This window comes from Biomaibacter acetigenes (genome assembly GCF_003691585.1).
GTDB lineage: Bacteria > Bacillota > Thermosediminibacteria > Thermosediminibacterales > Tepidanaerobacteraceae > Biomaibacter > Biomaibacter acetigenes.
This window is the reverse complement of record NZ_CP033169.1, coordinates 1,953,441-1,974,791: the sequence shown is the minus strand read 5'-3', so window position 1 is coordinate 1,974,791 and position 21,351 is coordinate 1,953,441. Positions and strand designations below refer to the sequence as shown.

18 protein-coding genes, 5 pseudogenes and 1 riboswitch are annotated in these 21,351 nt (G+C 43.9%); of the genes and pseudogenes, 20 read left to right on the top strand and 3 right to left on the bottom strand.

The genetic code is table 11. The features are described from left to right. Positions 1 to 4 precede the first annotated feature (4 nt). From D2962_RS10190 to mgsA, 14 genes and pseudogenes are all read left to right on the top strand, one after another. Positions 5 to 527, top strand: a pseudogene (locus D2962_RS10190) (ferredoxin domain-containing protein). Positions 528 to 984: 457 nt separating this feature from the next. Further along, complete coding sequence (locus tag D2962_RS18065) at positions 985 to 1,719, top strand: substrate-binding domain-containing protein (RefSeq protein ID WP_222927503.1); 735 nt, start codon at positions 985 to 987, stop codon at positions 1,717 to 1,719. Positions 1,720 to 1,728: 9 nt separating this feature from the next. Beyond that, positions 1,729 to 3,212: pseudogene (locus D2962_RS19620) on the top strand (sensor histidine kinase); the annotation flags it as partial. Next, the gene (locus D2962_RS19615; protein ID WP_342774542.1) at positions 3,204 to 3,716 is read left to right on the top strand and encodes a response regulator; all 513 of its coding nucleotides are present in this window, start codon (positions 3,204 to 3,206) and stop codon (positions 3,714 to 3,716) included. The pseudogene D2962_RS19620 and the gene D2962_RS19615, both read left to right, overlap by 9 nt. A 32-nt stretch (positions 3,717 to 3,748) precedes the next feature. Next, complete coding sequence (locus tag D2962_RS10175; protein ID WP_245984579.1) at positions 3,749 to 4,813, top strand: helix-turn-helix domain-containing protein; 1,065 nt, start codon at positions 3,749 to 3,751, stop codon at positions 4,811 to 4,813. 59 nt (positions 4,814 to 4,872) lie between these two features. After that, on the top strand, positions 4,873 to 5,976 hold the full coding sequence (locus D2962_RS10170) for a sugar ABC transporter substrate-binding protein (protein WP_122014918.1): 1,104 nt from the start codon (positions 4,873 to 4,875) through the stop codon (positions 5,974 to 5,976). Positions 5,977 to 6,310: 334 nt separating this feature from the next. Further along, positions 6,311 to 7,221 (top strand): annotated as a pseudogene (locus tag D2962_RS10160) (sugar ABC transporter substrate-binding protein). A 158-nt stretch (positions 7,222 to 7,379) separates the two neighbouring features. Beyond that, positions 7,380 to 7,577, top strand: coding sequence for a hypothetical protein (locus tag D2962_RS17615; protein WP_147421259.1), 198 nt, complete (start codon positions 7,380 to 7,382; stop codon positions 7,575 to 7,577). Positions 7,578 to 7,603: 26 nt separating this feature from the next. Continuing rightward, a pseudogene (locus tag D2962_RS19610) lies at positions 7,604 to 9,113 on the top strand (xylose ABC transporter ATP-binding protein). Between the two features lie 16 nt (positions 9,114 to 9,129). Further along, positions 9,130 to 10,288: pseudogene (locus D2962_RS19605) on the top strand (sugar ABC transporter permease). 349 nt (positions 10,289 to 10,637) lie between these two features. Further along, the gene (gene lipB, locus D2962_RS10145) at positions 10,638 to 11,300 is read left to right on the top strand and encodes a lipoyl(octanoyl) transferase LipB (protein ID WP_120767766.1); all 663 of its coding nucleotides are present in this window, start codon (positions 10,638 to 10,640) and stop codon (positions 11,298 to 11,300) included. Positions 11,301 to 11,309: 9 nt separating this feature from the next. Continuing rightward, positions 11,310 to 12,152, top strand: a complete 843-nt coding sequence (gene lipA / locus D2962_RS10140; RefSeq protein ID WP_120767767.1) for a lipoyl synthase — start codon at positions 11,310 to 11,312, stop codon at positions 12,150 to 12,152. Further along, complete coding sequence (locus D2962_RS19230) at positions 12,145 to 12,267, top strand: hypothetical protein (protein ID WP_281273646.1); 123 nt, start codon at positions 12,145 to 12,147, stop codon at positions 12,265 to 12,267. The genes lipA and D2962_RS19230 overlap by 8 nt, the downstream gene beginning before the upstream one ends. A 23-nt stretch (positions 12,268 to 12,290) precedes the next feature. Then, complete coding sequence (gene mgsA, locus D2962_RS10135; RefSeq protein ID WP_120767768.1) at positions 12,291 to 12,692, top strand: methylglyoxal synthase; 402 nt, start codon at positions 12,291 to 12,293, stop codon at positions 12,690 to 12,692. A gap of 69 nt (positions 12,693 to 12,761) precedes the next feature. Here mgsA and D2962_RS10130 read toward each other — a convergent pair whose 3' ends face one another. Both D2962_RS10130 and D2962_RS10125 read right to left on the bottom strand, forming a co-directional pair. After that, positions 12,762 to 14,933 carry a beta-propeller domain-containing protein gene (locus tag D2962_RS10130; protein WP_122014916.1) on the bottom strand — a complete coding sequence of 724 codons (2,172 nt, stop codon included), beginning with the start codon at positions 14,931 to 14,933 and terminating at the stop codon, positions 12,762 to 12,764. A 181-nt stretch (positions 14,934 to 15,114) separates the two neighbouring features. Then, a complete protein-coding gene (locus D2962_RS10125; protein ID WP_122014915.1) occupies positions 15,115 to 15,399 on the bottom strand; it encodes a hypothetical protein in 285 nt (94 codons plus the stop codon). 256 nt (positions 15,400 to 15,655) lie between these two features. Between D2962_RS10125 and D2962_RS10120 the strand changes: the two genes are divergently transcribed. Then, positions 15,656 to 16,489: a DUF1848 domain-containing protein gene (locus D2962_RS10120; protein WP_122014914.1), complete on the top strand. Its 834-nt coding sequence runs from the start codon at positions 15,656 to 15,658 to the stop codon at positions 16,487 to 16,489. On the opposite strand, the gene D2962_RS10115 is transcribed toward D2962_RS10120, so the two are convergent. Next, the gene (locus D2962_RS10115; protein WP_120767771.1) at positions 16,486 to 16,743 is read right to left on the bottom strand and encodes a hypothetical protein; all 258 of its coding nucleotides are present in this window, start codon (positions 16,741 to 16,743) and stop codon (positions 16,486 to 16,488) included. The two genes, D2962_RS10120 and D2962_RS10115, sit on opposite strands and share 4 nt — an antisense overlap. A gap of 128 nt (positions 16,744 to 16,871) precedes the next feature. On the opposite strand from D2962_RS10115, the gene D2962_RS10110 reads away from it, so the two are divergent. From D2962_RS10110 to D2962_RS10090, 5 genes are all read left to right on the top strand, one after another. Beyond that, entirely contained in the window at positions 16,872 to 18,098 is a 1,227-nt protein-coding gene (locus D2962_RS10110; RefSeq protein WP_122014913.1) for a DUF438 domain-containing protein, read from the top strand. Positions 18,099 to 18,199: 101 nt separating this feature from the next. Then, positions 18,200 to 18,306: riboswitch (TPP riboswitch) on the top strand. 69 nt (positions 18,307 to 18,375) lie between these two features. Beyond that, a complete protein-coding gene (locus D2962_RS10105; protein WP_122014912.1) occupies positions 18,376 to 18,663 on the top strand; it encodes a thiamine-binding protein in 288 nt (95 codons plus the stop codon). Then, complete coding sequence (locus tag D2962_RS10100; RefSeq protein WP_122014911.1) at positions 18,638 to 19,414, top strand: ABC transporter permease; 777 nt, start codon at positions 18,638 to 18,640, stop codon at positions 19,412 to 19,414. The genes D2962_RS10105 and D2962_RS10100 overlap by 26 nt, the downstream gene beginning before the upstream one ends. Positions 19,415 to 19,528: 114 nt before the next feature. Further along, positions 19,529 to 20,554 carry an ABC transporter substrate-binding protein gene (locus D2962_RS10095; protein ID WP_120767775.1) on the top strand — a complete coding sequence of 342 codons (1,026 nt, stop codon included), beginning with the start codon at positions 19,529 to 19,531 and terminating at the stop codon, positions 20,552 to 20,554. 18 nt (positions 20,555 to 20,572) lie between these two features. Beyond that, positions 20,573 to 21,316 (top strand): ABC transporter ATP-binding protein, encoded by a 744-nt coding sequence (locus D2962_RS10090; protein WP_342774499.1) that lies wholly within the window; start codon positions 20,573 to 20,575, stop codon positions 21,314 to 21,316. Positions 21,317 to 21,351: the final 35 nt, after the last annotated feature.

The following is a 21,351-nucleotide window of genomic DNA, read 5'->3' as shown; positions in this document are numbered from 1 at the left end:
TACCATGAAAGATGCAATAAAAATGGTGGCGGAACTCATGGCGCTTTCTGCCAGAACCGCCCCTAAAGCCGCAGGCCAGGACTTTATAGAAATAAAAATAGTTGAAGGCGATGACCTGGCAAAGCTGGGTAAAGAAATGGCCGCATACGGTGAAAAAAACCGGCAAGAAAAACTATGACCGGGATGGTAAGAATGTAGAAAACTCCGAGGCGGTCCTGCTCGTAGCCCTCAAGGGTGCAAAAAAGGCAGGACTCAATTGCGGCGCCTGCGGGTATCCCGAGTGCGCGAAACTTCCGGATTTTAGCGAAGGTCCCGAGTTTGCAGGTCCCATGTGCGCCTGGAGGCTTATTGATATGGGCATTGCCGTGGGCTCTGCAGTGAAAACCGCCAGCATCTTAAATGTGGATAACCGCATAATGTACCGCATTGGAGTAACGGCCCGCAAACTGGGTCTCATACAGGGCGAGATAGTAGTGGGCATTCCCCTTTCAGCCACCGGAAAGAATATATATTTTGATAGGAAATAACTTAACGTAAAGCAGCGGTTTACCGCTGCTTTCATAATTTAAAAAAAAGGCTCCTATGGGAAAAGCAGGGGGGCTTTTTATTAATAAAAAAAGGACTTTGTTATTTTTAAGAGAATTATTTATATGGGATGTTATTTCCTTAAACAGAATATTTTTTCAGCAGGGGCGGTGGCTCTTGAAACGGTTAAACATAAATAATATAAATTTTTCCAATAGAAACATAATAATCATAATTTTGCTGGTTCTCATCGCTCTTTTCGGAAGCCTGGCCTTAAGGTATACAAATCCAGTGAATCGGTTTTTGCTCCGGTTCCGAAATACCATTTTTACATGGTTGGCGCCCAATTCCGTAGATCCTTTCTGGAAAGAGGTTATACAAGGGCGCTATGGATGCCGCAAAAAATTATAATGTAGCGCTGGAATTTAATGCCCCCGGTTTAACGACAGCCAGGAGGAAATGAAATATCTGGAGATTGCCGTTACCTCAAGGGTGGATGGAATAGTGACCCATGTATCCTATGACAGGGACTTTGCCGCTCTCATAGACAGGGCCGATAACGGCGGGATACCGGTCGTCACCATAGAAAATGATGCCCCAAAGAGCCGGCGCAAGGCTTTTGTTGGTTCCAACAGCTTTATGCTGGGGGAAGAAGCCGGTAAGATTATGGTTAAAAGCCACCGGAGGCAAAGCCGGCATAGCGGTGATCATGGCCATGAACTGCAAAAAGATGCCGCCAACCAGAATCTGAAATTAAACGGCTTTTTGAATGCCATAAAGGCTTATCCCGACATGCAGGTAACAGACATATATAATTCCAAATTCGGCATATTGAGCGCTGAAGAGATAACCCAGTCCATCCTGAACAGCGGTAAAAAAATAGATGCCATTTATTGCATGGATTCGGTGGATACCATAGGTACCTCCCAGGTGGTGGTGGATTTAAACAGGGTGGGAGACGTAAAAATCGTGGGGTATGGGGATACGCCGGATATCTTGAGATATATCGACAAAGGCATTATTTACGGCACGGTTATGAGTGACCCATATAAAATGGGGTACGAAAGCATAAAGGCATTGATAGAGATTATGGAAAAGGACACCACATCTACCTTTATCGATACCGGGGTCAAGATAATAACCAAAGAAAATCTTGATACTTACCGGAAAAGCATGGAAAAACTGCAGCAATAGGTGAATCACATGGGGAAAAATTTCTGGAAGCTGTCGGGAATCAGGAAAAAAACTCATTGTCTATTATCTAATAATAACCATTTTAATGGGCACCACCAGCTTTTACTCGTACTACAGTGCAAGGCTGGTCATTTCCAGGCTGAACAGTATATTTATAGACTATGTGTATCTAAATAACCTTTATTCCGACTTGAGTTCCCTGGAGACCAGTGTGGAAAAATACCTTTCTACCAAGTCCTCCGAAGCGCTGCTGGATTACTATACCCTGAGCAACAAGCTCCAAACCAGGCCGTAGAGCTTTCCAGGAGTATAAGTTATGACAAAAATGGTTTAATGCTGAAGGACATAGGAAATATGATGAAGAGCCTTCTTTCCGAAACCGATGCGGCGGTGAATGCCAAGAGGGGCCGTATTAGCAGCGAATACCTGGCCCATTTCACCGAATCCAACAAGATTGCGGGTTTTATAAAACTCTACATCAATGACCTTTTATACAACAAGCTGCAGGAAGGTTCCCAGAAATATTATGCCATTAAAGGCAACATGGCTATTGTAAGCTTCTTAAATGTTTTTTTAATACTGGGCGCACTGATATTGAATGTCTTTCTTGCCATGTATTTCACGTATAAAATCACCCGGCCCATCATTGAGCTCTCCCGTTCGGCGGAGCGCATATCCGGGGGTGATTTTGACATGGAACCCTTGAAAATTCAAACAAATGATGAGGTAAACGTGCTGGCCGATGCCTTTAATAGGATGGCCGTCAGCATAAAAAACTATATAGATAAAATCAAACAGCAGGCGGAGGTGGAGAAGAAGCTTCAGGAACAGGAGGTGCAGAACCTCCGCATGAAGGGCATTTTAAAGGATGCGGAGCTCAAGGCCCTCCAGTCCCAGATAAACCCTCATTTTTTATTCAACACCTTGAATGCCGCTTCTCAACTTGCCCTGATGGAGGGGGCCGAGCAGTCCTCTGTATTTATTGAAAATGTAGCAAATCTTTTCAGGTATAACCTCAGGAGGCTTGACAAACCCGTTACTCTCAGAGATGAGATAGATAATGTAAGAACCTACATGTATATATTGAAGACCCGGTTTGGAGACAAAGTGGAATTTTCCGTAGATGTAAGGAAGAGCTTCTTGATATTGAAGTGCCGTGTACGGTGATCCAGCCGGTGGTAGAAAATGCCTTTATCCATGGTATAGAGGGGTTGGAAAGGCCCGGTAAAATAATGATTTCGGTACGGAAAACAGATAACTATGTGGCCGTAGAAGTGTCCGATGACGGCCTTGGCATGGACGAGACTACCATACACTCAATTTTGGCCGTGGAAACTCCAGACAACATAACCGATGCCCACCTGAGCGGCATCGGCATGCACAATGTGATTCACCGGCTTATGCTGTTTTACAATGCGGATAAGGTCTCCGATGTTATAGAGATTTTCAGCAGGAAAGGCGAGGGCACGCAGGTTATCCTGAAGATGCCGCTGGCAGGGGAGGGGTTAGTGGTGCTTAAGGTCTTCGTGGCCGATGATGAGCAGATAGTTATAGATTCATTGAGGTTTATAGTGGAAAAATACATACAGCATGTTTCTGTGGCAGGATGGGCAAAGTCCGGGAGGGAGGCCATAGAAAAGGTCGAGGAGTTAAAACCCGATGTAGTGTTGATGGATATCCGGATGCCGGGCATAGACGGCCTGGAAGCCATCAGACAGTTAAAAAAACGTCATACCGATATGGTATTTGTAATCATTACCGCCTATGAGAATTTTAACTATGCCAGGGAAGCTGTTAACCTTGGAGTTATGGAATATCTTTTAAAACCCATAAATAAAGACAGGGTAATTGAGGTAATAAAAAAGGCTGAGGCCATCCTTGCTCAAAATCGCCAGGCCATGCTAAATGAAGTAGAGTTAAAAGAAAAACTCCTGAAAATCATGCCTCACATAGAAACAGAGTTTATTTACACATTATTTTTGATAGCGCTTCCATAAAAGATATATCCTTTTACGAAAATATCTTTGAAATGCCATTGAATTTCGGCTATGTGATGTTGTTCTCCATAGGCGGGAATGAATCTAACAGAGAGGATTTCCGATCAAGCCTTGACAGGTTCGAGGTAGGCATGGCCATAAGGGATGCCGCCCGGGAGTCGGTGAGATGCCTTGCCGGGCCATTCATGTTGAATAGAGTAGTAATTTTTGTGCCGGTAGATAGAAGTTTTGACGAATACACGGTAAGAAACCATTCCATCGAAATAGCAAAAACAATACAAAACCTATTGGAAAAGAGCATATCATTATCTTATTCCATTGGAATAGGAAGCCCTTATGGTATTGACAATTTTTTAAAGTCCTACGAAGAGGCCTATTGGGCTGTCAAATTATCCGACGGTGAAACCATATCCCATTTCCAGGACCTTGTCATGCCCGACGGACCGGTGGATTTTTACCCTCTAAACAAGGAAAAAATGCTGATAGACAAAGCCTTGTTGGGAGAGGAGCAAAAGGTATTAGAAATATTTGAGGAGATATTTCAATGGTTAATCCTAAACTATACCAATGATCTGGAAAAAATAAAGGCCAGAATAGTAGAGCTTTCCATTGTCTTGATGAGGTCAGTATCCTATTATCGTAAGGATGGTCTAAAACTTGAGCAAAAACATATAGCTAATTTGATAAATTGCATGGATATAAGCGGGCTAAAATCCGGATTCATTGCCAACGTTCGGGAAATAATGAAAGACATGAGGGCCGTGAAGACCTCCGAAGTAAAAGAACTTGTTAAAAGAGCGGAAATATATATAAATGAGAACTATTCTAAGGACATAACGCTCGATGATGTGGCGAGGGAGGTCAACATGAGCTATCACTATTTCAGCAAACTGTTCAAAGAAGAGACCCATTTGAATTTTTGTGATTATCTCACCAATGTGAGGGTCAGCCGGGCTAAAGAGCTTTTAATGAGGGCGGATTTGAGCATAAAGGACATTTCCGGCAGGGTGGGATACCAGGACCCCAATTATTTCAGCAAGATATTTAAAAAGGTCACCGGCATTACCCCCACGGCTTATAGAGAAAAGTACATTTAAAGGGCGCAACTTGTTCCTTCCTGCGCTTACCCAATAAAACAGGGGAGGTGAATATCTTCATGAGCGAGGGCTTGAAAAAAACGGTAATTGTAGTTTTACTGCTCATATTGATTGCCTTAATTCTATTGACCGGATTTTTAATATACAATTCCAGTTCTAAAGTAACTGCTAAAAACTTAAAAAATGAAGAAGAGAAGAGTAAAATACGGATAGGGATTTCACTGGGAACCCTCAAGGAAGAAAGGTGGCTCAAGGACCGAGACATTTTGATGGCAAAGCTGAAGGAACTGGGCGCCGATGTCTTTGTTCAAAACGCCAACAACGATGATGAGGATCAATTGAAACAGGTAAAATATCTGCTGGATAGGAGAATTGATGTGCTCATACTGGTGCCCAACGACATGGAAAAGGCCGCCACGGCCGTGCAGATGGCCCAGAAGAACGGCGTCAGGGTCATTTCCTATGACAGGCTTGTCACCAGGTCCAACGTAGACCTTTATATTTCCTTTGACAACGTTGAAGTAGGGAAATTGATGGCCCGTTCTCTGATGGAAAAAGTCCCCGAGGGCAATTACCTGATTGTAAACGGAGCAAAAACAGACAACAATACCAGCATGATAAAGCAGGGCTACGAAAACGTGTTGGGCGATAGGGTTAAAGATGGCAGGATCAAAATTATTGCCGAGGAATGGGCTTCAAACTGGATGGCGGAATATGCTTTCAAGGTTACCGATGAGATCTTACAGAGCGGGAAAAGAATTGATGCGGTGCTGGCCGGAAACGATAGCCTGGCGGGAGGAGTTATCGAAGCCCTTTCAGAGCACAGGATGGCGGGCAAAATACCTGTGGTGGGGCAGGATGCAGACATCGCAGGATGCCAGAGGATCATGGAAGGCACCCAACTCATGACGGTGTATAAACCCCTGGATAAACTGGCGGAAAAAACGGCTCAGATGGCAATTAAACTGGCCAGGGATGAAAAGCCCGATGTAAAGCAAACCATATATGATGGAAAATTCTATGTACCTTACTATGTGCTGGAACCGGTGGCAGTAAATAAGTCAAATATTGATGAAACGGTCATAAAAGATGGTTTTCATTCAGCGAGGGATGTATATAGGAATATATCAAATAAAGATGTTGGAGGTCAGACATCGGATTAAAACATTATTTTACGGTGTCGCCGGCCTTCAATACCCACCTCCGGTGGGTCCCCGACCTTCGGTGGGTCCCCGATCTCCCATGGACTTTCAAAGAGTGCTTAAAACAGGTTTTGCCCTGTATTTTTTTGTACCAAAAATTTACTACACAGATGTAGATTTTTTGAAAAATGGCTAAATAAACAAGAGCAATCAAAAAACCTTCCAGAGGCAAATTACGGTTTTTGTTGAATTTTATATTAAAACCAAATTTAAAAAACAGGGAGGTAGTTAATAGTGTTTAAACGGTTGGAAAAATTGACTGTATTGCTTCTGGTGGTGGTTTTAATGGTCTCTGTTGTGGCAGGATGCGGCCAAAAAACCCGCCGGCCAATCCCAAAACAGCGGTCAGGCTCAGTCTTCCGGGCAATCCCAGGAGCAGGGCAAAAAAATAAGAATAGGTTTTTCTCTGCCAACTCTTCGAGAAGAAAGGTATACAAAAGATAGGGATTTCTTTGTAAAAAGGGCTGAGGAGCTTGGAGCGGAAGTTTTGGTTCAGGCCGCCAACAATGATGAGAACCTTCAAAACAGCCAGGTGGAAAACCTCATAACCCAGGGCATCGATGTGCTGGTGTTAGACCCGCAGAACGCCGAATCTGCAGCTGCCCTGGTAGAAGCGGCCCACAAGGCTAACATAAAGGTCATATCCTATGACAGATTGATTAAGAACTGTGACGTGGATGTTTATCTATCCTTCGATAATGTAAAAGTGGGAGAACTGCAGGGCAAGTATCTGACAGAAAAGGTTCCAAAGGGCAATTACTTCGTGTTTGCCGGTGCTCCCACAGACAACAATGCCAAGCTGTTCAAACAGGGCGCCATGAAGTATATACAGCCCCTTGTAGATAAGGGCGATGTAAAAATATTATTTGACCAGGCTATAAAAGACTGGCAGCCCGAAGAAGCGTTGAAACTTGCGGAAAACGCCCTTACGGCTAACAAGAACAATGTACAGGGATACTGGCACCCAACGACGGCACTGCCGGAGGTATAATCCAGGCTCTGGCAGCCCAGAAATTGGCGGGCAAGGTGCCCATCACAGGCCAGGATGCAGAACTTGCAGCGGCAAAGAGGATACTGGAAGGCACCCAGTCCATGACCATATTCAAGGATGTCCGCAAACTGGCAGTCAAGGCAGCAGAAGTGGCAGTGGAACTGGCTAAGGGCAAAGAAGTAAAAGACCTGCCTGAAGCTAATCAGACAGTTTGAGAACGGCAAGATAGCTGTTCCTTCAATACTGCTGGAACCCGTGGTCATAACCAAAGATAATCTTGACAAGGAACTCATAGACAGCGGCTGGTTCAAGAAAGAGGATGTATATTCTAAATAGATAGAGGTCGGAGACCGGAAGTCGGATTAAGTAGGATTTGCCGAGAAGGCAAATCCCCTATATTATTCAGATGCCGGAAGTCGGAGGCCAGAAGTTGGAATTGAAGGATTTGTCTTTTCAGCAGATCTTATCTAATCAGACCTCCGACATACGGCTTCCAAATATGTATGCAGCTCTTGCTTCGCTTGGCGTAATAAACTTGTTGTACGTAAGGCAGATTGATTTCAGGCGGTGATATAGTGGGGTGAATTTATACTTGAAATGAAGAATATTACCAAGCAATTTCCCGGGGTTAAGGCTCTAGATAATGTGAACTTCCGGGTAAAAAAAAGGCGAAATCCATGCCCTTTGCGGAGAAAACGGCGCCGGCAAATCCACGCTGATGAAAATATTGAGTGGCGTATATCCCCAGGGGACCTATGAGGGTGAAATAATAATAGACGGACAGTTGAAACAATTCAAGAACATTAAGGACAGCGAGCGAGCCGGAGTATCCATTATCTATCAGGAGTTGGCTCTGGTGAAATATATGACCGCGGGGGAAAACATTTTTCTCGGAGAAGAGCCTAAAAAAAACGGGGTAATTGACTGGATAAAGGTCTACGCCGATACCAAGGAAATTCTGAAGCAGCTAAATATAGAAATAAACCCTTATGTAAAAGTGATGAACCTGGGTATTGGCCATCAGCAGATGGTGGAAATAGCCAAGGCTATATCCAAAAATGCCAAGATTCTGGTGCTCGACGAGCCTACCTCAGCCCTGACGGAAAGCGAAGTGGAACATCTACTGAACATCCTCAGGAAATTAAAGCAAAAGGGCGTTACATGCATATATATATCACACAAACTTGGCGAGGTTTTCAAGATAGCCGATTCTATCACGGTATTAAGGGATGGCAGGACCATTACTACCGACAGCGTCAAAAATTTAACCGAAGATAAAGTCATTTCCCTTATGGTAGGCAGGGAGCTTACCAGAGATTTCCCCGGGTAAAACATAACCCTGCCGATACGGTTTTTAGAAGTAAAAAATCTGACTGTCTATGATAGTGAAATTCCCGATAAAAAAGTCGTGGATAATGTGAGTTTCAGCCTTAAAAAGGGAGAAATTCTGGGTCTTGCTGGCCTGATGGGGGCCGGTAGAACAGAGATGGCCCTGGCTATATTCGGGGCATACCCGGGCAAAGTTACCGGAGAAATATTTGTCGATAATAAAAAGATTACTATTAGAAATCCCCATGACGCCATAAAACACGGCATTGCGTATCTTTCTGAAGACAGGAAAAGATATGGCCTGGTTCCACTCATGGATGTGGCAGAAAACATAGCCCTTCCGAATCTGCAAAAAATCTCCACATTGAGTGTCATAAACAATAATGAAAAAATAAGGACTGCAGAACGGTTTGTAAAGGAACTGGGGATAAAGACCCCGTCTTTTCGGCAAAGGGTCATGAATCTCAGCGGTGGAAACCAGCAAAAGGTGGTACTGGCCAAATGGCTGATGTCCACTCCAAAGGTATTGATACTGGACGAACCCACCCGGGGGATAGATGTAGGGGCTAAATATGAGATCTATAACATAATGAATGAACTGATAGACAGGGGAGTATGTATCATAATGATTTCCTCTGAATTGCCTGAAATACTTGGCATGAGTGACAGGATACTAGTAATTCATGAGGGAAGTATAAGCGGGGAATTTTTATATAAAGATGCCGACCAAGAGAAAATAATGCTTCTTGCTACCGGAGGTGGACATCATGGTTATTAAAGAAAAAGATTTAGGTATGGTAAAAAGCCAGAGAGAACCCATCGTAAAGAAAAGCATTAATATTGATATAAAAGCATACACCATGATAATTGCCCTGCTTGCCATATGGGTTATTTTTACAATATTGACAAAAGGGAGATTTTTAACCCCTAGAAATCTTTCCATGCTCACACGGCAGGTTTCCATAACATCCATTCTAGCTGTAGGTATGGTGCTGGTCATCGTAGCAGGCCACATAGACCTTTCGGTAGGTTCTCTGGCCGGTTTTACCGGGGCGGTGGCAGCCATAGCCCAGGTATGGTGGCACTGGAATCCCATTCCTGCCATACTGGTGACCATCCTGGTGGGCTTAATGATAGGCGCGTGGCAGGGGGTTCTGGATCGCCTATAGAGGTGTGCCTGCCTTTATCGTGACTTTGAGCTCTATGTTGGTATTCCGAGGAGGCATTTTGCTCATTACGAAGGGCATAACCATCTCACCTCTCAAAGCCGGATTTAAAATCATAGGCCAGGGATATATACCTCCTTTGTGGAGTGTGGTAATAGGAATAGCGGCAGTTATTGTATTTTTATATTCAGAAATCAAAGGTAGAAATTCACGCGTAAAGTACGGGCTGGCGGTGACGCCCTGGAGTCTTGAAATCCTGAAGATTTTAGGGATTGTAGGCTTGATGGCCATTTTCACGGTTATAATGATCATGTACGAGGGAATCCCCATCCCCGTTATAGTGGTGATTTTACTGGTGGTCCTGTTTACCTTTATAGCCCAAAACACCACCTTTGGGAGATATGTATATGCTATAGGCGGAAACAAAGAAGCCGCCGCCCTATCAGGAATAAATATTAAAAGGACCAACATGACCATATATCTTATAATGGGTTTACTGTCCGCTCTGGCGGGCATCGTGCTGACTTCGCGGTTGGATGCGGCTACTACCAGTGCAGGCAATCTCTTTGAGCTGGATGCCATTGCCTCGGCCATCATCGGCGGCACCAGCACCCTGGGGGGTGAAGGTACCATTCCAGGAGCCATCATAGGTGCTCTGGTTATGGCCAGTATAGATAACGGCATGAGCCTTCTGAATATTGACTACTCCATCCTCACCATAGTAAAAGGCCTGGTGCTGGTACTGGCTGTATGGGTGGATATCGCCACTAAAAAGAGAGCGCTGTAAAAACTTATGTTATAAATTATAAAATTCACATGAAGAAACATCCTAAAGATGAAAAAAGTTAAATTAGATTCTTGAGTCCGTTTTATTTAAAACAACGGGCTTTTATTTTTCCAGGCGTAGACTGAAATTGTATAAAACTACATTTAAAAACCCACATAGATAAAGTGATAAAGTATCGATACTAATACAACATCATGGGCTGTATGTCAAACCTGTTTGGTATAATTTATAAAATAACTATACAATAGTGAATAGTTATACCTCAAATATATACTTTTCCTATAAAGACATTAGTGTTAAAATATAATCATATAAAATAGTATTATCGGATTAAACGGGAGATGAAAAAGTGCGGGAAGTAAAGTGGATCAAGCTGGGTGTTACTCCTTACCTGGAGGCTAAAGATATTCAGCTAAAGGCTCGGGAAAAAGTAAAACAGGGATTTGCCGACGGCATATTGATAACGTTGCAGCATCCGCCGGTATTTACTGTCGGAAGTTCCGGGGGATTTGACAATATATTGATACCCATGGACCAACTTAAGAAAAAAGCGGAAATCTACGAAGTGGAAAGGGGAGGCAACATCACCTTCCACGGTCCCGGCCAGATAGTGGCATACCCTGTATTTAACCTGGAAAAATGGCAAAAGGATGTACATCTTTATGTGAATATGCTGGAAGAAGTGGTAATAAAGCTTCTTTCAGATTATGGCATAGCGGCCGGGAGAAAGCAAAAATATACCGGGGTTTGGGTAGGGGATGAGAAGATATGTGCCTTGGGGGTTGCCATCAGGCACTGGATAACATGGCACGGCATAGCTTTTAATGTAAATACCGACTTAAACTTCTTTCATCTCATAAACCCCTGCGGTATAACGGAATTTGGGGTGACATCCCTGGAAAAGCTGGGTATAGTGGAAAATATACAGAGTGTTACAGATAAAATGGTTGAAAAATTTAGAGAGGTATTTGACATGGATATTGAAGAAATGACATTACAGGATTTGAAATGAGGGATCAGGATGCAAAGGCCTGAATGGCTGAAGGTAAAGGTATCGCAGGAAGAACTGAAAATGATGCAGCATTTTTTAAAGGACATGTCGCTAAATACCGTATGTCAGAGCGCCGACTGCCCTAATATAGGCGAGTGCTTTGCCAGAAAGACGGCTACTTTTATGATAATGGGCAGTATCTGTACCAGGGGGTGCCGGTTCTGTGCGGTGGATAAGGGCTGCCCGGAGCCCCTGGATGAAGATGAACCCAGAAGAGTTGCGGAAGCCGCAAGGAAACTTGGATTAAAACACGTGGTGATTACCTGTGTCACCCGGGATGACATCTCCGACGGTGGAGCTTTACATTTTGCAAAAACCGTGGAAGAGCTAAAAAAGATCCCGAATCTTTCCATAGAAGTGCTGGTGTCGGATTTCAAGGGAAATGACGATTCTATAAAGACGGTGGTGAAGGCTCATCCCGATGTCATAAACCACAATGTGGAGACAGTCCCCAGACTTTACTCCAGGGTCCGGCCCCAGGCCAACTATCAGCGCTCTCTTGACCTATTAAAAAGGGTAAAAGAGCTCGATGACAGTATCTACACTAAATCAGGTATCATGGTAGGCCTGGGAGAAACCGAAGAAGAAGTCATTAGCGTAATGAAAGACCTTTTGGAAATAAACTGTGATATGATGACCATAGGACAGTATTTGCAACCTTCCAAAAAGCATATCGATGTAGTGGAATATATTACCCCTGAGAGATTTGAAAGGTATAAAAAAATAGGTTATGACCTGGGCTTTAAGTATATCGCCTCGGGCCCGCTGGTGAGAAGTTCCTACCATGCGGGGGAAGCTATGGGGCATGTATAAAAATGTTAAATCTATGGTAAGCCATACCTTTAAGATAGATGAACTTCCCCAGATGATGAACATGATAGCAAGAGATAGAAGTGGTGTAGTTAAAGCGGTTATGGTAAATGAGTAGAGTATAATTAAAGGAGGCTTGCTATGAATATCGCCCTTATCGCCCATGATGCCAAAAAAGAGAAGATGATAGATTTTACCATAGCCTACAAGGACATCCTCAAAGAACACAAGCTTTTTGCCACTGGCACTACCGGTAGATTGATAATGGAAGCCACCGGCCTCGATGTCATAAGATGCCAATCGGGGCCCCTGGGAGGGGATCAGCAGATAGGCGGCATGGTGGCGGGGGAGGGTATCGACCTGGTGATATTTTTGAGGGACCCGCTTACGGCCCAGCCCCACGAGCCGGACATCAATGCCCTCCTCAGGGTATGTGATGTACATAATGTTCCCCTGGCCACAAACCTTGCCACCGCCGAAGTTATGATAAAGGGCTTGATGAGGGGAGACCTGGACTGGCGCAAAGTGGTAAGGGCCGATTGATTACAAACTTTGAACGTCTTCCCCATTGGCGCGGATATAGTTTCAGATCCGGATCTCCGCAGGGTGCCTTTATTGTGGAATTTCCACTGCCTTTATTTCCTTTAAATCGCTCATCCTATTGGCTTTGATCATGCCTTTAGATAGGGTGTAGAGGTTGTCGCCGATATATATGATGCGCTCAATGTTTTTTTCGCTTTGATACCAGGATCCACCGGATTTGAGGTAATCTTCGGATGAAAGATGAGTGATCCTTCCCTTAAGTTTGAAGCCCATTTGAAGGTTTATGCTGTATACATATGCTCCCTGAAAGGAAAACTCGCCGTACTGGGGGAAGTTACCTTTTATGGTTCCTCCCTTATTTTTTATCTCCATGACGGTGATGGGGAAAGCCATTATATTTCTTTCTTTAGAAAAGAGCAGAGCCCTGTGGTTTCGCAGAAGTTCCGAGTCGGTGCCCCTGTCGCCGATGATTTCCTTGAATTTTTCCTTCGGGTGATTTACATCGGTCACATCAAAGAGGGCGATTTTCATGCGCTGGTAAAAGGCCATGATCCCTACAGGATTGCTCTGGGCGTCTTTTTGCTCCACTTCAATGGTATCCTTTCCAAAGCCTATGATGTGGTTTTCATCATAGGGATGGATGTAGTCACTGTATCCGGGGATCTTCAGGGCCCCCAGGATGTAAGGTTTGGATGAGTCTTTCAAGTCAATGACGAAGAGAGGATCTACTTTTTTGAACGTCACCATATACGCCCGATCTCCCATGAACCTCACCGAATATATCTTTTCACCGGGGGCAATGCCTTCCAGGCGGCCGGTAAGTTTGAGCGTACTGTCCAGGATGTACAAGTTGTTTTTAGAGGTATGTTCATCGGTGCGCCACATATCTCCCGAAGTAGTGGCGATCCTGAAATTGTCTTTATGTTCATCCATTGAAAACTGATTAAGTATAGTTCCTGGCACTTTGCCTTTGGCCTTGAAAGTTATCTTACCCGCATTCAAGCCGAACTTGTATATGAGGGTATTGGTATCATAAGTGGGGGGTATTATGGAGAATTTTTCGTTGGAAACGGCTCCGTCTTTATAATTTACATCATGCTTTGCATCGAAGGTTTCTTCATATCCCGTCAGTGCCACGTAAAGATTTTCGGTGGATGCATAAATATTTTCCCCTGCTCCCAGATATGTGGAGATATTGGCCTTCTCCCCGGGCTTATCGAGGTTCAAGCCTGTAATGATGAGGTAATTGGGTTCCGGGCACTCCGGGAAATAGCGGATCCTGTCGTAGCCGATGTTTATGAATTCATCGCCTGATACCGTGTCCCGGTAGGAGGGGGTGAGGTCCTGACCCTCCCGGGGGTTTTTGAGAATGTAATAATCTACATTTCTGTTAGCTACAATATAAAGAGATGCCCCAATCTTTCGGGAAGATACATAAAAGCCTTCCAGTTCCAGTTCCCGTATTTTTTGGATGTTTTTCTTATCCCGGATGTCGTAAATCAGAGCCTTTACGGTACCATAAGAGTAACGGGGAGGATATATTTCCGGAGCGAAGCTCTTCTGAACGGTTCCGGTTACATTGCCCTGGGTGTTGCTCTCACCGCTCGTGGGTGCCTTTTTCGGTTCCACAAGCGGGATATTTTTAACGGAAGATCCTATCACCACAAGATTTTTCTCATCCAGGTATAGTTCCATGGGGTTAAAGTTTTCATCTTGAAAATCGATAGTTCCCGCTATAGACATCTTATATGCCGGATAAGCTTCGATGACGACTACCCGGCGGTTATTGACCTGGTAAATGTATTTCCCGTCGGTCTTTATTATGTCTGCCTCATCCACTTCCTGCACCTGCACATTGGTGGTGGAAAAATCCGGTGATGAACCGTTTGTGGTCGCTTCGGATTTTTGATCAGCCATCCCCATAGGAGCTTGTACAGTGCTTTTTTCCAAAGCCAGGCCTTTTTTCATGTACCTTATGGGACCACCGTGCCGTATGTTTTGCATGTTTATTTTTTCTAAAAGCTCTTTTAGTTTTTCATAGGAGCCCAGGACCGGCAGGTTTTCCTCAAGATTTGCGGTGGTAGGGAAAACAGTGCTGTCTTTAGAAGAATCGGCTTTGACATTTGTACCTGCATTACTGCCGGGGAGGGCCAGGCTACCGTTTGAGCCGGTAAACTCAATTGTTATAAGAACCATGAAAAAGACCAACAGGATGAGCAATCCGCTTTTTTTCCACTTCATATGAATGCCTCTATTATTGGTTTTAGAGTAAAATCTAAGTCCTGCCGGAAGATGGCCAAAAGCACCGTTTAGTGAAGTTCCTTTCTATATGTTTAGACGTCTTTTTTTAAAATTTGTTCCCGAAAATTTGCGGTTTAAAAAAATTAATTTGAGTTTATACCGAAAATTATATTAACCTGAATCATTCTACATTTTTAGCAGTATACAGTGAAAATTCCAGGCTGTTTAAACCATCGCCGTATACTATGATTTTGCTGACATAGGGAAAATTAATATTCACCTGTTCTTTACTTTCCGAATTTTCTAAGTAAAATATGGCAAAGAGAGAGTTATCCTCTATATTTATGATATCTGCTTTACAGCCGGCATAAAATTTATCGCTGTATAGATCCACTTTGCATGGGGCGGTAAGCTTCAGTAATAGAGAAGGATACCTGTCAAAGGGTTTGGAGATTTTCCCCCTCACAGCACCATTTCAGGCATTCCTCTTTCATACCACTGTTTATGGTATCATAAAACCGAGGGCCACATCCTCCGGTATCGCTATGTCACCATATCCGTTCTTTTTTCCATATAAATTATCCCCCCATCTTTTAACAGAATCAATATTATATTACTCAGACGATGGATTAAAGTGCCGGTACGCCAGGATTGGTTTACGAAAAGGAAAAAATGATTTAACATATAATAAATAAGAATTTTTTAAGGAAGGAAGTTCTAACTTGATTATTAGTGCCAGCCGGAGGACCGATATTCCCGCCTTTTATGCTCAATGGTTTATGGAGAGAATAAGGGAAGGCTTTTTCTACAGGGTAAATCCCTTTAACCCCAAACAGGTAAAACGCATCAGCCTGCTTCCAGAAGACGTGGAGGCGGTTGTTTTCTGGACCAAAAATCCCGAACCCATGATGAAATACTTAAAGGAACTTGATGATAGGGGATACAGGTATTACTTCCAGTATACCCTAAACGATTATCCCAGGATTTTTGAGCCGCACATGAAGCCGGCAGAAGAAAGATTTGACACTTTTATTCATTTGAGCCAAAAGATAGGTAAGTCCAGGGTGATCTGGAGATATGACCCCATTATCATAAGCAACTTTACACCTGTAGATTATCACGTTGAAAGGTTTGGAAAAATCGCAGGAATGCTTTCAGGCTCTACCGAAAGGGTGGTCATCAGTTTCGTGGATTTCTACGGCAAGGTGAGCCGCAGGTGGAAAAAGCTAATAGACTCCGGCACATTAAAAGTTACAGACATCACGGAAGCGAAGTTAAGAAGCGATATGGATTTTTTTGTATCGAAACTTAAAAAAATAGCCGATGATGCCGGCTTAGAAATTTTTTCGTGCGCGGAGAAAGTGGATCTATCCCATCTTGGAGTAAACCACGGTAGCTGCATAGATGCCAATTTGATAAACAGGGTATTTAACCTTTCTATTCAAGCAAAAAAAGATAAAAACCAGAGGAAGGAATGTCTGTGTGCCGAATCTGTAGATATAGGCATGTACAATACCTGCCCTTTTTTATGCAGCTATTGCTATGCAAATTATTAATCCCTGTTGCCGAAGCCATCCAGCAAGCTTCCGGGGCCTCCCAGCACTTTGCCGTGGGACCTGTCTTTGCCGGAAGTTACATTGAATACCTGAAAGGCCGCTGACTCCCCGGCCAGTTTCCTCTTGCCCACATCCACGGCGGTGTCCAGGAGCTTTCCGAAAAGGCCGCCCCCACCTTTTTGTTCGAAATAGCCTTTTTTGTCACTGACATTAAAAGAAGTCTGAAATATGTTAATATTGATTTTGCCGGACAAAGTAATTGAATAAATTATCGTAGGGAATATTAACTACTGGAAGTAGTTAGAGCAGCTGTAGAACAAGGAATATTATGGAATATTATGGAATATTATGGAATATTTTAGATAGAAAGGTGAAAAAAACGATGTCGGAACTCATAAAAAACCGGGAATACCGCATAAACCTTCTTAGAGAAGTTATTCTGGACCTGCACAAGGGCAAAAGCGTGGATGAAGTAAAAGAGCGTTTTCGGGAGATAGTAAAGGATGTTTCCCATGATGAGGTGGCCGCCATGGAGCAGGCTCTGATTCAGGAAGGCCTGCCCGTGGAGGAGACCCAGCGCCTGTGTGATGTCCATGCATCGGTTTTCAAGGATGCCCTTGAAAAGGAACCGGAACCCGAAACCATTCCGGGCCATCCGATACATACCCTGAAGCTGGAAAACCAGGCACTGCAGGAGCTGATTTCAAAGGAGATCAATCCCCGACTGGAGGCTTTGAAGACCGCAGAAGGGGACGGAGAATTTAAAGCGGCTCAGGAACTTAAAGAGAAGATGGACATGCTAAAGGATATAGAAAAACACTACAAAAAAAAGGAAGAACTCCTCTTCCCGTATCTTGAAAAAAGTGGAATAACCGCACCCCCCAAGGTCATGTGGGGTGTAGATGACGAGATCCGGGCCGCCGTAAAAGAAGCAGGGAATCTCTTAAAGGATTATGACCCGGAAAATAAAACTGTTATAGTTGAGAAGGTAAGGTCTGCCGTAAACCGGGTCATGGAAATGATATTTAAAGAAGAGAAGATACTCTTCCCTATGGCTCTGGAGACTCTAACCGAAGATGAATGGTATGAAATATACAAGCAAAGTCCCGAAATAGGTTTTTGCCTCACAAAACCCGCCGCCGAGTGGAAGCCCCGGAGGGTTTCCTTGGAGGAAAAGCAGGAAGTCATCGCCGATGACAGGACTTCTGGGGTCATAAGATTTAAGACAGGCATGCTCACCCCCGGAGAAATAGAATTGATTTTCAACACTCTGCCTGTGGATATAACATTTGTGGATAAAAGCGATACCGTGAAGTATTTTTCCGCCGGAAAAGAAAGGATCTTTATCCGCACCACCACCGTCATCGGTAGAACCGTGCAAAACTGCCATCCACCGGTCAGCGTCCATATCGTGGAAAAACTTTTACAGGATTTTAAAGAAGGTAAGAAAGATTTTGAGGAGTTCTGGTTAAACCTTCAGGGAAAGATGATATATATCCGTTATTTTGCGGTGAGGGATGAGAAGGATGAATATATTGGCACCCTGGAAGTCACCCAGGATATAGGCGGGATAAAAGCTCTGGAGGGAGAAAAAAGGCTGATAGATTGAAATCCAACTTCCGGCATTTAAGTCAGGGGGAAAATCTCCCGGCTGTTTTTTAAACACGATTTTTTCTTGACTAAACTAAATTCCGGGAATATAATTAAGTAAAACAAAAACAGGGGAGCTGGATTGACCGGCTGAGAGGGAACTTGTGGTTCCGACCCTTACACCTGATCTGGGTAATGCCAGCGGAGGGAGAAGCAAAATATTTATTTAATAAAGATTTCCGATGCCCGTTACCCTGAAAAGGTGACGGGCTTTTAAATTTGAGGGAGGTGAAAAAATGTCTACAGTAAACGTAAGTTTAAAGGTGCTCCCGGTAGTGGAAGAAGAGAGGATTTACCCGGTCGTGGATAAGGTTATTGAACTTATAAAGGAATCAGGGGTGAAGTACATAGTTGGTCCCTCGGAGACCACCATGGAAGGTGAACTTGACGAGCTCCTGGAAATCGTGAAGAAGGCTCAGGATGTTTGCATAAAAGAAGGAGCCAGCAGAGTTGTATCCATAGTGATGATAGATTATAAGCCTGGCGGTGTGACAATGGATGAAAAGATATATAAATACCGTTGATAAAATAATACCGGTTATGTTTTTCATATTTATTGTGGTAGCATGGGAACTAGCCGTGAGGCTAAGCCATATTGAACCCTTTATATTGCCGGCTCCCTCTGCCATCGCAAAAGCTTTCTTTAAAATTCTGCCCATTATGTTAAAGCATACCAAAGTCACGGTATATGAGTCTTTTATAGGATTTACCAGTTCCATCGCAATAGCCTTTGTCATGGCTTTTGTAATGGACAGCTTACCGCTGGTGAAAAAAGCCCTATATCCTCTGGTGGTGGTCTCCCAGACCATACCCACAATTTCGGTGGCTCCCCTTTTCATTATCTGGTTTGGGTATGGTTTATTGCCCAAGATAATAGTGGTGCAGCTGGTATGCTTTTTCCCTGTACTGGTAAGCCTTCTGGAGGGACTTTCATCGGTGGACCCGGAACTTCTGGACCTATTAAGATCCATGGGGGCCGACCGGTGGAGGATTTTTGAGATGGTAAAACTTCCCGCGGCCATGCCGGCCTTTTTTTCAGGGCTGAAGATAGCGGCATCTTACAGCATCCTGGGAGCGGTTATCGGCGAATGGCTGGGGGCTCGAGAGGGTCTGGGAGTATTCATGCTGCTGTCCCAGCATTCCTTTTATGTTGACAGGGTCTTTGCCATAATTGCGGTAATTTCCTTGTTAAGCCTGGGAGTATTCGGTGCTATAAATGTATCCGAAAGACTGCTCATCCCCTGGAACTACATCAAAGGAGATGAGTGGGACTGATCAGATGCCGGTTTCCGACCTCTGAAAGGGTTCAGGTGCCGAGGCTGTCATTGACACCGAAATGTTTCTATAGTGGAATCATATTTAAAAACGAATTTAGGAGGGGTAAGTTTTATGAAAAAGATAATAACCATATTGTTATGTCTAGCATTAGCTATCGTACTTTTAGCAGGCTGTTCAGGAAAGACCGCTTCCAATGGTGAAAAACAGACCGCAAGCGAAAACACAGATGCTGAAAACCTAAAGCCGGAAAAAGTTACGGTGGTGCTTGATTGGGTGCCAAATACAAACCATACGGGGCTTTATGTGGCAAAAGACAAGGGATACTATAAGGAACAAGGACTTGATGTGGACATCATACAACCTTCCGAAGGTGGTACCGCACAGCTCATAGCTGCAGGCAAGGGGCAGTTCGGCATAAGCTATCAGGAAGAGGTGACCAATGCCCGGGCTACCAATGTGCCGGTAAAAGCGGTAGCGGCTATCATACAGCACAACACATCAGGATTTGCTTCGCCGGTGGAAAAGAACATAAAAACTCCAAAGGATTTTGAAGGCAAGATATACGGCGGATGGGGTTCTCCCACGGAAGCCGCTATGATAAAAGCCCTTATGGACAAATACGGAGCAGATTTTAATAAAGTCAAGATAGTAAACATAGGTTCCGCCGACTTTTTCACCAGCGTCAAAAAAGATATAGACTTTGCATGGATCTACTACGGATGGACCGGTATTGAAGCGGAACTACGCGGAGTCAGGCTAAACTATATAGATATTCGCAAGGAAGATCCAAATCTTGATTTTTACACCCCGGTGATTATAGTAAATGATGATTATGCCGAAAATCACGGGGATACCATAAAAAAGTTCCTGGCGGCCACTTCCAAAGGGTATGAGTATGCCATCAAGAATCCTGAAGAAGCGGGAAATATCTTACTGAAAAGTGCTCCCGAATTGAACAAAGACCTGGTTATAAAAAGCCAGCAATATCTTGCAAAAGAGTATCAGTCAGATGCTCCAAGATGGGGCGAGATGAAGCAAAGCGTGTGGGAAAATTACGCCAACTGGATGTATGAGAGGAAACTGATACCAAAGAACATAAATGCATCGGAAGCTTTCACCAATGAATTTTTACCATAGATGTTTAGCAGGATGTGGGTGAATTTGTATAAAGTTGAAGTAAGGAATGTCCACAAGGACTTTGGATCTCTGAAAACCATAAAGGATATTTCTCTTACGTTGAACGAAGGGGAATTCGTGGCTATACTGGGTCCCAGCGGCTGCGGCAAGAGTACCCTCTTCAACATCATAGCAGGCCTTACCGGACCCGATGCCGGAGAGGTGCTTGTTAACGGCAAAGATGCCGTCGGCAAAACGGGTCTTGTAAGCTACATGCATCAAAAGGATCTGCTCTTGCCCTGGAAAAACATCCTGGATAATGTGAGTTTACCTCTGGTGTTGAAAGGTTCATCCTGGCAGGAAGCAAGAAAAAAGGCCGAAGGCTATTTTGAAACCTTCGGCCTTAAGGGATTTGAAAGACATTACCCCAGGCAGCTATCCGGTGGTATGAGGCAGAGGGCCGCCCTTCTGCGCACCTATCTTTTCTCCAATGACATAATGCTTCTGGATGAGCCCTTCGGTGGTCTTGATGCAATTACCAGGAGAAAAATGCACCTTTGGCTCATGGATATAGTTAAAACTTACAGGCCTTCGGTGCTCTTTATAACCCATGACATCGACGAAGCCCTGTTTCTTTCCGACAGAATTTATGTACTTTCTGAGAGGCCTTCGTTTGTCAAAGCCGAGCTTAAAGTAGAACTTCCGGACAAAAGGACGGAAAAAACCATGCTAGTCCCCGAATATGCGAGATTGAAAGAGAAAATACTTGAAACTCTTGGATAAAGTATAATCTATGATTATTCAGCACCTTTTGCTAG